This window comes from Acidiphilium sp. (assembly GCF_049977125.1).
GTDB lineage: Bacteria > Pseudomonadota > Alphaproteobacteria > Acetobacterales > Acetobacteraceae > Acidiphilium.
Map to the genome: position 1 here is coordinate 2472 of NZ_JBMFGY010000064.1, position 9828 is coordinate 12299.

Here is a 9828-nt window from a genome sequence, read left to right on the forward strand (position 1 = left end):
ACAAAACCAAGACGGGCCTACCCGTCTCCATGGGCACAGGTGTCGCATTCAGCGTGCATAATGTCGATAGTATTTCTCGGTCACCAGCTCGGTCTGCACCACCACCGCAATGTCGGTGGTATTGAACTGCCAGTCGATCACGGCGCCGTCGCCGACGAATCCACCAAGCCGCAGATAACCCTTGATCAGCGGCGGCAATCCGGCCAACACGCGGCGCGGCTCGATCGAGGCCGGATCGAGCCTTCGCATATCGACGTAGCGATCCGGGACGGCCCGCGGCCGGATCGGTTCAGGCGCCAGATGCTGATCATACAAATAGGTCAGTTCCGGGGCCAGAACGTCCAGATCGGTGCCCAGCAGGCTGGCGCAGCCGAACATCAGCTGAATATCGTGCTGAAACACATAAGCCGCGATGCCGCGCCACAACAGCTGCATCACCGCGCGCGACCGATAGGCGACATCGACGCACGATCGTCCCAATTCCAGCAAACGGCCGGGAAATCGCTCGAGGACGGCCAGATCATACTCATCAGCCGAATAGAACCGCCCGATCCGCGCCGCGGCCTCCTGGCGGATCAGCCGATAGGTGCCGACCACGCCGCGCGCATCATCGGCGATATCATGATCGAGCACGAGCAAATGATCGGCCACGTGATCGAACCGGTCTCGATCCCGCCCGCTTCGCAGGGTCGCCGCATCCGGCTTTGCGCCCAGTTCATCGTAGAACACGCGAAAACGCAAGGCTTGGGCCGCATCGATCTCATCGGCGGTCACCGCCAGCCGCACCCCCAGATTTCCGGCGCGCAGCTCCTCGAACGGCACCGTCGGCGCCAGCGTGACCGGGCCGAGTGTCGTGTCCGGGATCATCGTGCGGCGGTTTTCACAAGCGCGCCGACCTCGCCATCGTCCGGCGTCTGTGCATCGGCACGGATTTTACGCCCGAACAACTCGATCTTGAGCGATACCAAGTCAAACCCATGCCGCGCGGCAACCCGGCGCATCAGGATCTCGGTTTCCGGCTCATCGAACTCGATGACCTTGCCGTTATCCTGATCGATCAGATGGAAATGGTCCCGCTCGCCCGACATTTCATACCGCGCCCGACGGCTGCCCAGATTGCGCCGCTCAAGAATACCGTGCAGTTCGAACAACCGCACGGTCCGATAGACCGTCGCAAGTGAAATCCGGGGATCGAGCGTGTGCGCGAGCTGATGCAGCTCATCCACATCGGGGTGATCGTTGGCTTCGGACAGGATGCGTGCAATGACCCGGCGGGGGCCGGTCATCTTGAGCCCGCGGGCCACGCACAGACGCTCGATCCGGCTCTCCATCAAGCGCCTTGTGAACCATCTGAACAGCCCGGTCCAGCCTTATCGATCACGCAGGTGGTCGGACCGGACCGGGTGAAACCCCCGGAACCACGCGTGACCGGCGTAACGGTCACGCGGGATTGTTCAGGATTTAGGCACGTAATAGTTGCAGAATCCGTTCGGCGAGACCACGCCGGCAACCTGCTGACACATCGAACCGGCCGGGATGTAGTTCGTACATGTCGTGCATCTCGCGCCACCTGGTGCGGGATGATCGATATAGCCGGCCTGCGCCTTGGTTGCCTTGCTCGAAGCCTGGGCAGAGCGCAGCCCGGCATTTGCCAGCATCGTGCCGGTCACGCCCAGCAGCGCCCCCTTCAGACACGCCCGCCGATCGATCGTGTGATCCGTCATGGTAACCTCCTCTGCTGCGAGACGAAAACGCCCGGCATACTATCTGGTTACAATCTCAGGTTCCATTGCCGCGAGCTTGGCGAGGAGGTTGTTCTGTGCCGCGGTTGGGATCTGTTCGGTATCCATCGCACGGATCATATCCTCCGCCAGCGCGTTGAAGGCGTTCTGGGTCACGCCCATGTGAGCATGGATCGCGCGCATGCTCATGTCGAACGGGCAACCGCCCCCCTCCAGATTGCAGACCTGCGCCACCAATGCCGCTTTCAGCGCCGGGATATTGGTGTGCGCGAAATAGAAATTGATCCGCTTGTCCCCGGCGACATTGCCGACGAAGGTATTGATCAGCGCGGTGACCCCGGCATGACCGCCGAACGCCTGGTAGTCATCGCTTGTGGCATAAGCCGGCGTCATGGTCGCGGCCCCGATCGATAGCGCCGTGGCGCCGATCATGGTTGCGAGACGTAACTTGTTCATTCGTCGTGCTCCAATAGAACGGGTTGATGCGATCAGAAATAACCGGTGAGGGACAGATACAGCCCGTCCGAATTCTTGACGGGAACGATATTGCCGCCTGACAATTCACTGCCGATCGTGCCGAGATCGACATAGGCCGCCGTGATCGAGAGATTTTTGTTCGGGAAATAGGCGACGAACAGATCCTTCCAGGCGCCGCCCTGATTGAGGTCCAGCGCGCCACCCACCGGAAAACGAGGCTGATCGCGATATTCGCCACCGACCGCGACGTCGCGATCAAGAAAATACGCCGCCGTCACGAAAGGCTCGACGTGATAGCCCGATTTATAGTGACCGCTCGCAGGGGTGCCACCAAAGCCGAGCAAGCCTTCATCATCGGCATTGGTGACGTTCAGACCGCCGCTGACCACCGTGTAATGGCCGAACAACCCGTCAAGCCACAGTTTCGTCGCAACGAGATAGAAATTGGTGCCGCTGGCGTGGCTGCCCAGCGCATCGACGATGTTGCGCCCGGAGCCGGGATACGCACCGCTGACGTTTTCGTGATATTGCAAGCCCACGGAAACCACCGGTTCCAGCGAATTCTGGTCGTAAACGGCATTGCCGATCAGCCGTGCCTTCACGCTGAAAATATTCTGAGCCAGGTTGAAATTCGAGCCGAGGCCAAGCGAATTACCGGGACGGCCCAGATCGAAATCCTGCCGGGCGACCGAAATCTCGACGCGATTGTCGATCCCGATCAGCGCACCGCCGGCATTCAACGCGTAGCTTCCCGCGATGTCATGCGTGTAGAACGCCGTGCCGCCGATTTGATCGTCAGTTTCATAGCCGCCGATGAACGCGAGCGGGTTCAAACCACCGCCCGCAACCCCCGTGATCGAGGTGACGCCGCCGGTCGCGTTCAGGCCGCCCTCGGCGAACATGCCGCTGCGGGCCTGCGCCTGCGGCGCCATCGCCATCAGACCAGCCGTGAGCAGCGCGACGCTTCCCAGTGCCGCTGATCCAGTCAAGCCTTGTTTCAACGGGACAGTTTCCATGCCAGCCTCCTGTTATAAAGTTACTCGTTTTGACAGAAAAATATCTAATATCGCATATTAAAAATAACCTGAGAATACGACGTTTGTTACATTCTAATTCATCAAGTTCTATCGCCAAAGATTGCAGATTTCACAGTAAAGCTTACAATTTAAGGAACAGATAAACAACAATTATCGAAGTTACGACATCCAAAACCGATAATCTCACCCCTACTACGGTGCCACGACGCGATCGGATGCAGGGGCGGCGTTTTTTTCCGGCCGGCCAGATCGCGGTTCTGGCCGCCGGCGCCGCATCCGGATTGCCTGACCCGGTGTAGTCACCTACAAGATGCGCGATGTCTCGGGATTATTCTGTTTGAGCGAAGCCGTGGCGGGTCCGGCGGTCCATGATGACCTCACGGCGCTGCTGCGCCGATGCGCCAACCGGGACCCGCTCGCGTTGCGCGCCCTCTATGACACCATGGCCCCCACGATGCTCGGTATCGCCTTGCGTCTGCTGCGCAACCGGCCCCATGCCGAGGAAACCCTGCAGGAAGCCTTCCTGCAGATCTGGCGCAATGCCGATCGGTTCGATCCTTCGCGCGGCTCCCCGAAAGCCTGGATGATCGGCATCCTGCGGTATCGCGCCCTCGATCGTCTCGAAACCGAACGCCACCACACCGGCACCGACGAGTTGCCCGATGTCGCGGCTGAAGTCCCGGTCGGTCTCGAAGACAGTCACGCCCTCTCCGGCTGCATCAAGGAACTGCCCGAACACTGGCAACGCTCGATCATGCTTTCCTATGTCGAGGGGTATTCGCACAGCGAAATCGCGGCCCTGACCAACACCCCCCTGGGGACGATCAAAAGCTGGATCGTCCGCTCCCTCGATGCGCTGAAGAAATGTCTTGAACGATGAGTGACGAAACGCCCCCATCGCCCGACCGCGCCGGTCTCTACGTGCTCGGCCTGCTGCGCGGCCAGGACCGCAGCGCATTCGAGGCCGATCTGGCGGTCGATCCGGTGCTGGCGAGCGACGTCGCCGCATGGGAATCACGCCTGCTGCCGCTCTCCCTCGCCATCCCGGCGGTGCAACCCGCGCCGACAATCTGGCGCGAGATCGAACGAATCCTCACCCCGCACGACGCCCCGGCCGCCCTGCCGGCCGCGCGTCCCCCTCGCGCGGCCTGGCGCGAAACCCTTTGGAACAGTATCGCGGTCTGGCGCGGCATCGGCGGGTTGGCGATCGCCGGCGCCCTTGCCCTCGTCCTCCTGCGGCCGCATCCGCCCGCCGCGCCGCGCATGGTCGCGGTTTTGTCCGGCAAGGCCGGGCCGGTGTTCACCCTCGCCCTGCGCCGCGACGGTGCCATGAGCATCGCCCCGGTCGGTCACGTCAAACCACCGCCGGGCAAGGTCTGGCAACTCTGGGCGGTGGCCGGCGGTGAAAAGCCGGTGCCGATCGGCTTCGTCGCGGCAACGGGGACCACCCTGCCGCCCGATCGGATGCCGGCCGATCTGCGCAAACCCGAAATCCTGATCGCCGTCACGATCGAACCCCCCGGCGGGTCACCAACCGGCCAGCCCGACACGCCGATCGTCTTTTCCGGCCCCATCCTCCCGCTCGGCGCTGGCGCCTGAGGCGTGACCGCCGTCAGGGATGACCCGTGAGGGTCGCGAGGTGATAAGCCGCCGCGAGACCGCCAGCCGCGAGCACGAGCAACCCCGCCACGGGCGGGCTGCCGGTTTTTCCCCCGGAATAGGCGCTGGCATAGGCCGATTGGAACACATTGTTCGATGACGTCGCGATCAGCACGGCGGCGGCGCGGACCGAGGTCGGAATCGCGCCGATACTGTGCTGTGCGAGGCTCAGGACGAAGGGATTGATGTCGGTGACACCGATGATCCCAGCCAGTGAATAAACGCCGCCGGAGCCAAAGCGGCGCATCACGAACGCGGCCAGGATCGAGACCACGACGAACAGGGTCGCGAAGGTGAGGGCCGTGCCGATGCCGAGCGGGTTGGCGACGGGTTCGATCGGCGGCGCCGGCGATGCGACCCTGGCGTCATACCAGTACCAGCCGAGGGCGATTGCCGCGCCGGCAAGGGCGAGTCCGGCCATCCAGGGTGCCAGGGCGAGCGCCATGGCACGATCGAACAACGCGATCACGATGAGCAGACGCAAATACATCACCGCATTCGCGAGCACGATGCCGCTCTGCGCCTCGCGTCGGGTTTCAGGATTGGTCCGGGCGCGGCGGGCGAGCACGATGGTGGTGACGGTCGAGGAATAGATCCCGCCCAGAAACGCGACCAGCAGCCCCGATCCATTCGGCACCACATAGCGGCGCAGCAGATAACTGCCGTACGACACGGTGCTCACCGCAACCATGGCGAGCCAGACCTGATAGGGGGTGATCGTCGTCAGGCTGGTCACCGGCCGATCCGGCAGTAGCGGCAGCACCAGGCCGGTGAGCAGCAGAAACCGCCCGGCATTGACGATTTCCGCAAGCTCGATGCGCTGGGCCAGCCGGTGCAGGGTTTCACGCGCGGTCAGCAGCAACACGCCCGCGACGGTGACGCCGATCGCCAGCCACGCCGGCCCGGCAATCGCGACCGGACCGATCAGAAAGGCAAGACTGTTGCAGATCGGCGCCATCAGCCCGACGTTAGGCAGCCCGTCCGGCTGGACCTCCGCCATGCCATGCCAATAATAGAGGCCGAGCCACGCATTCAGCCCGAGAAACCCGACGCCCAGGAGCCACGGCGGCGATGGGTCGATCTGGTAGAGCAGACCACCGATGATGGCGAGCAGCGGAAAGCTGCGAATCCCTCCGGGCCTCTTCTGATGCGCGCGGGCGTGAAATTCCTCGAAGGCGAGACCAAAAAAGAAGCTCAGGCCGATCAGGAGAAGCCAGGACACGATCCGGGGCGTGAGGGGGGGAAGTGTCATTGTCACCGCATCAGGGTTGGACCTCGCCGCGAGACCATTCAGGCAAAATCGATGATATTGGCTTACATCAAAACGCCAGTGACACAAAACCGCCCCAGGATGGGGATGCCGTGCCACGCTGTCCAGCGCCGCGCTTCCGAGTCGCGCCAGATCGCACGCACCGCGGCGCTGCGCGCGCCTGATCGAAACGATGCTTGAAATTCAAGGTTCTTTTTCAAACACCTTGCGGTTTCTTCACTCCGTTGTTGACGCACGGACACGCTGAACGCTACGTGCTGATCGTGTCAAATACGATAAACCCGCTTCCCACCATCCGAATTCGCGGCCGTTCGTTCATGGCGTTGATCGTGGTGCCTGAGTCGCCGTTCGAGGCATGGCTAACCGCGCTCGATCAGCAGATGGCGCGATCGGCCGGATTTTTCGTCGATCGGCCGGTAGTGGTCAATCTGGCGGCGATGGCCGGGTCGGATGAGGATCCCGCCGCCGTGCTCGCCGCGCTTGAGGCGCGGGATCTGCGGATCATCGGGGTCGAGGGAGTCGAGATGGCCGCGCTGCGCGGCACACCGTGGTTCGGCGCCACGCTGGCAGCCCCCGGACGCGAGGGTAAGCCCGACAAATTCATCGATGTGCCGGAAGCCGTGGCGCCAACGGCGGTCGAACCGGTCGAACCGGCGCCGGCACCGGCGCGGCGGCCGTCGCTTCTGGTCAATCGGCCGGTGCGATCGGGCCAGTCGGTCGTGTTCGAGGAGGGCGATGTGACGGTGATCGGGCCGGTTTCGTCCGGTGCCGAGATCATCGCGGGCGGCTCGATCCATGTCTATGGCACGTTGCGTGGCAGGGCGGTGGCCGGGTTGCTCGGCGGCGCGGAGGCACGGATTTTTTGCAGCAAGCTGGCGGCGGAACTGCTCGCGATCGACGGGTTGTATCGCACGGCGGATCACTGGGGTGTCGGATTGCAGGGCAAACCGGTGCAGATCTGGCTGGACGACAAGGAATTGCGCCTCGCGGCGCTGGATTAGGGAGCACGATATGTCGAAGGTTCTGGTCGTTACATCGGGAAAGGGCGGGGTCGGCAAGACGACCTCCTCCGCCGCCTTAGGTGCCGCACTCGCGCAGGCGGGCAAGAATGTCGTTGTGGTCGATTTCGACGTCGGTCTGCGTAACCTCGATCTGATCATGGGGGCCGAGCGCCGGGTTGTCTTCGATCTGGTCAATGTGGTGCAGGGCGATGCGAAGCTGGCGCAGGCCCTGATCCGCGACAAGCGGGTCGAGACGCTGTCACTTCTGCCGGCCTCGCAGACCCGCGACAAGGATGCGCTGACCCCCGAGGGGGTCGAGCGGGTGATCAACGAGTTGCGCGAGAAGTTCGATTGGATCGTGTGCGACAGCCCCGCCGGGATCGAGCGGGGGGCAACGCTTGCGATGCGTCACGCCGATATGGCGGTCGTGGTGACCAACCCGGAGGTTTCCTCGGTGCGCGATTCCGACCGCATCATCGGATTGCTTGATTCAAAAACGGCACGGGCCGAGGCCGGTGAAACGATGGAGAAGCATCTGCTGCTCACCCGCTACGATCCCGGCCGCGCGGCGCGGGGCGAGATGCTGAAAGTGGAGGATGTGCTGGAAATTCTGGCGATACCCCTGCTCGGCATCATCCCCGACAGCGAGGACGTTCTGAAGGCCTCGAACGTCGGTTGTCCGGTCACGTTGCACAATCCGCTGTCAGGCCCGGCCCGGGCCTATGCCGAGGCGGCGCGGCGCTTACTGGGCGAGACGATCGAGGTGACCATGCCGGTCGAGAAAAAGGGTCTGATGAGCCGGCTGTTCGGACGGAAGGTCGCATGAGCATCTTCAGTTTCTTCACCCGCGCGCGCACGGCTCCGGTCGCGCGGGAACGGTTGCAGTTGCTGCTTGCCCATGAGCGGTCGCTGTCAGGCAAATCCGATCTCGCGGTGATCCTGCGCGAGGAGATTTTGGCGGTGATTGCCAAGCACATCACGATCGACCGCGAAAAGGTCAAGGTCAAGCTCGACCGCGACGGCACGATCTCCACCCTGGAAATCGACATCGAGATGCCAGAAGCCGTCGCCCTGAAGCATTGATCCGGTCGCAACGGCCGAATCGCTCCGGCATGAAGTCCTCGCCGGGCTGACCCCTGGCGTTGGGCGCCATCATCATCCATTTATTTGCGGTGGCACCACACCCCGAAACCTGGCTCCAACCCCGCCCTGAAGGCCTGTTCTGCATCCCCGGCGGCTTCTTCATCGATCCGGTTCGCGCGGTCGATCGCGCCATCATCACCCATGGCCACGCCGATCACGCGCGGCCGGGGCATCGGCATGTGCTTGCCAGCGTCGAAACCCTCGCGATCATGCGCAGCCGCCTCGGTGATGACAGGGCGGGGGCAACCCAGCAGCCGCTCGCCCCGGGTGAAATCCTCCGCATCAACGACGTCGATGTCACCCTGGTTCCCGCCGGTCACGTTCTGGGGTCGTGCCAGGTGGTGATGGAGTATCAGGGCAGCCGCGCCGTGGTGTCCGGCGATTACAAGCGCCGCGCCGACCCGACCTGTGCGCCGTTCGCGCCGGTGGTGTGCGACGTGTTCGTCACCGAAGCGACCTTCGGCCTGCCGGTGTTCCGCCACCCCGACACCGCCAAGGAAATCGCCAAACTGCTCGATTCGATGCGCGTGTTTCCCGAACGGCCGCATCTGATCGGCGCGTATGGATTGGGCAAATCGCAGCGGGTGATCGCGCTGCTGCGCGCGTCCGGCTACGATGCGCCGATCTATCTGCACGGTGCGCTCGCGAAACTCTGCACGCTCTACGGCGAACTCGGGATCGACCTCGGCGATCTGCGCCCTGCAACGGTGGCCGATAAAGCCGCACTGCGCGGGGCGGTGGTGGTGGCACCGCCCTCCGCCGTGGCGGATCGCTGGGCCCGGCGGCTCGATGATCCGGTCGTCGCGGTCGCCTCGGGCTGGATGCGGGTGCGCCAGCGCGCCAAAGCGAGCGGGGTCGAACTGCCGCTGATCATTTCCGATCATGCCGACTGGGACGAACTACTCGCCACCGTAATTGATGTGCAGGCCCCGGAAATCTGGGTCACCCATGGCAACGAAACCGCACTGATCTATCAGCTTGGTCTGATGGGCCGGCGCGGTCGGGCGCTGAGTTTGATCGGGTATGGTGACGAGGGGGAAGATACGTGAGGCAGGGAAGTGAAGGGAAGTCCTTCTTTTTTGTAAAAAAGAAGCAAAAAACTTTTGTTAATCTGGGTCACGGGCGCTTTCACCGGCACGAACCCAAATTAACAAAGTTTTTTTGCTTCTTTTTGTTCACAAAAAGAAGTCTTAACCTTACCTTGCCTATGCTTCCATGAAAGCCTTCGCCGACCTTCTGGAGCGCCTGCTCTACACCCAGGGCCGCAACGCCAAGATCGCCCTGCTCGCCGATTATTTCGGCACAAGGCCAGACCCCGAGCGGGGTTATGCGCTGGCGGCGATTGCCGGTAAGCTCGATTTTCCCGGCGCGAAGCCTGCGGTGTTGCGGGCTTTGGTCGCGACGCGGGCGGACCCTGAGTTATTCGCGTTGTCCTATGATTATGTCGGTGATCTGGCCGAGGCGATTGCGCTGATCTGGCCGAAGGCGGCGATCGAGGC

Annotated in this window: 12 protein-coding genes and 1 pseudogene; 7 read left to right on the top strand and 6 right to left on the bottom strand. The window is 62.9% G+C overall.

Going from position 1 to position 9828, the window contains the following annotated elements; genetic code table 11:
• Positions 1-48 precede the first annotated feature (48 nt).
• The 5 genes from ACP5E6_RS10940 to ACP5E6_RS10960 form a co-directional block, all read right to left on the bottom strand.
• Positions 49-867 (bottom strand): GNAT family N-acetyltransferase, encoded by an 819-nt coding sequence (locus ACP5E6_RS10940; protein ID WP_427954275.1) that lies wholly within the window; start codon positions 865-867, stop codon positions 49-51.
• Positions 864-1331, bottom strand: coding sequence for a Fur family transcriptional regulator (locus ACP5E6_RS10945; RefSeq protein ID WP_427954276.1), 468 nt, complete (start codon positions 1329-1331; stop codon positions 864-866). The genes ACP5E6_RS10940 and ACP5E6_RS10945 overlap by 4 nt, the downstream gene beginning before the upstream one ends.
• A gap of 123 nt (positions 1332-1454) precedes the next feature.
• Complete coding sequence (locus ACP5E6_RS10950; protein WP_427954277.1) at positions 1455-1724, bottom strand: hypothetical protein; 270 nt, start codon at positions 1722-1724, stop codon at positions 1455-1457.
• A 39-nt stretch (positions 1725-1763) separates the two neighbouring features.
• A complete protein-coding gene (locus ACP5E6_RS10955) occupies positions 1764-2198 on the bottom strand; it encodes a group I truncated hemoglobin (RefSeq protein ID WP_427954278.1) in 435 nt (144 codons plus the stop codon).
• A gap of 32 nt (positions 2199-2230) precedes the next feature.
• Complete coding sequence (locus ACP5E6_RS10960; protein ID WP_427954279.1) at positions 2231-3235, bottom strand: DUF3034 family protein; 1005 nt, start codon at positions 3233-3235, stop codon at positions 2231-2233.
• 358 nt (positions 3236-3593) lie between these two features.
• Between ACP5E6_RS10960 and ACP5E6_RS10965 the strand changes: the two genes are divergently transcribed.
• Positions 3594-4136 (top strand): sigma-70 family RNA polymerase sigma factor, encoded by a 543-nt coding sequence (locus ACP5E6_RS10965; protein WP_427954280.1) that lies wholly within the window; start codon positions 3594-3596, stop codon positions 4134-4136.
• Positions 4133-4855 (top strand): anti-sigma factor, encoded by a 723-nt coding sequence (locus ACP5E6_RS10970; protein WP_427954281.1) that lies wholly within the window; start codon positions 4133-4135, stop codon positions 4853-4855. Before ACP5E6_RS10965 ends, ACP5E6_RS10970 begins: the two co-directional genes overlap by 4 nt.
• Before the next feature lie 13 nt (positions 4856-4868).
• Here ACP5E6_RS10970 and ACP5E6_RS10975 read toward each other — a convergent pair whose 3' ends face one another.
• Complete coding sequence (locus tag ACP5E6_RS10975) at positions 4869-6167, bottom strand: MgtC/SapB family protein (protein WP_427954282.1); 1299 nt, start codon at positions 6165-6167, stop codon at positions 4869-4871.
• A 281-nt stretch (positions 6168-6448) separates the two neighbouring features.
• Between ACP5E6_RS10975 and minC the strand changes: the two genes are divergently transcribed.
• The 5 genes and pseudogenes from minC to ACP5E6_RS11000 all read left to right on the top strand — a co-directional run.
• A complete protein-coding gene (gene minC, locus ACP5E6_RS10980; protein WP_427954283.1) occupies positions 6449-7186 on the top strand; it encodes a septum site-determining protein MinC in 738 nt (245 codons plus the stop codon).
• A 10-nt stretch (positions 7187-7196) separates the two neighbouring features.
• Positions 7197-8012, top strand: a complete 816-nt coding sequence (minD, locus tag ACP5E6_RS10985) for a septum site-determining protein MinD (RefSeq protein ID WP_427954284.1) — start codon at positions 7197-7199, stop codon at positions 8010-8012.
• Positions 8009-8269 carry a cell division topological specificity factor MinE gene (gene minE / locus ACP5E6_RS10990; protein WP_427954285.1) on the top strand — a complete coding sequence of 87 codons (261 nt, stop codon included), beginning with the start codon at positions 8009-8011 and terminating at the stop codon, positions 8267-8269. The genes minD and minE overlap by 4 nt, the downstream gene beginning before the upstream one ends.
• A gap of 68 nt (positions 8270-8337) precedes the next feature.
• Positions 8338-9378, top strand: a complete 1041-nt coding sequence (locus ACP5E6_RS10995) for a ligase-associated DNA damage response exonuclease (RefSeq protein WP_427954294.1) — start codon at positions 8338-8340, stop codon at positions 9376-9378.
• Positions 9379-9544: 166 nt separating this feature from the next.
• Positions 9545-9828 (top strand): annotated as a pseudogene (locus tag ACP5E6_RS11000) (cisplatin damage response ATP-dependent DNA ligase); the annotation flags it as partial.

What these genes read in the sequence shown, in the direction of transcription:
- ACP5E6_RS10960 (WP_427954279.1), bottom strand. Translation starts at nt 3,235, where the DNA reads ATGGAAACTGTCCCGTTGAAACAAGGCTTGACTGGATCAGCGGCACTG.
- ACP5E6_RS10950 (WP_427954277.1), bottom strand. Translation starts at nt 1,724, where the DNA reads ATGACGGATCACACGATCGATCGGCGGGCGTGTCTGAAGGGGGCGCTG.
- minE (WP_427954285.1), top strand. Translation starts at nt 8,009, where the DNA reads ATGAGCATCTTCAGTTTCTTCACCCGCGCGCGCACGGCTCCGGTCGCG.
- ACP5E6_RS10940 (WP_427954275.1), bottom strand. Translation starts at nt 867, where the DNA reads ATGATCCCGGACACGACACTCGGCCCGGTCACGCTGGCGCCGACGGTG.
- minD (WP_427954284.1), top strand. Translation starts at nt 7,197, where the DNA reads ATGTCGAAGGTTCTGGTCGTTACATCGGGAAAGGGCGGGGTCGGCAAG.
- ACP5E6_RS10945 (WP_427954276.1), bottom strand. Translation starts at nt 1,331, where the DNA reads ATGGAGAGCCGGATCGAGCGTCTGTGCGTGGCCCGCGGGCTCAAGATG.
- ACP5E6_RS10975 (WP_427954282.1), bottom strand. Translation starts at nt 6,167, where the DNA reads ATGACACTTCCCCCCCTCACGCCCCGGATCGTGTCCTGGCTTCTCCTG.
- ACP5E6_RS10955 (WP_427954278.1), bottom strand. Translation starts at nt 2,198, where the DNA reads ATGAACAAGTTACGTCTCGCAACCATGATCGGCGCCACGGCGCTATCG.
- ACP5E6_RS10970 (WP_427954281.1), top strand. Translation starts at nt 4,133, where the DNA reads ATGAGTGACGAAACGCCCCCATCGCCCGACCGCGCCGGTCTCTACGTG.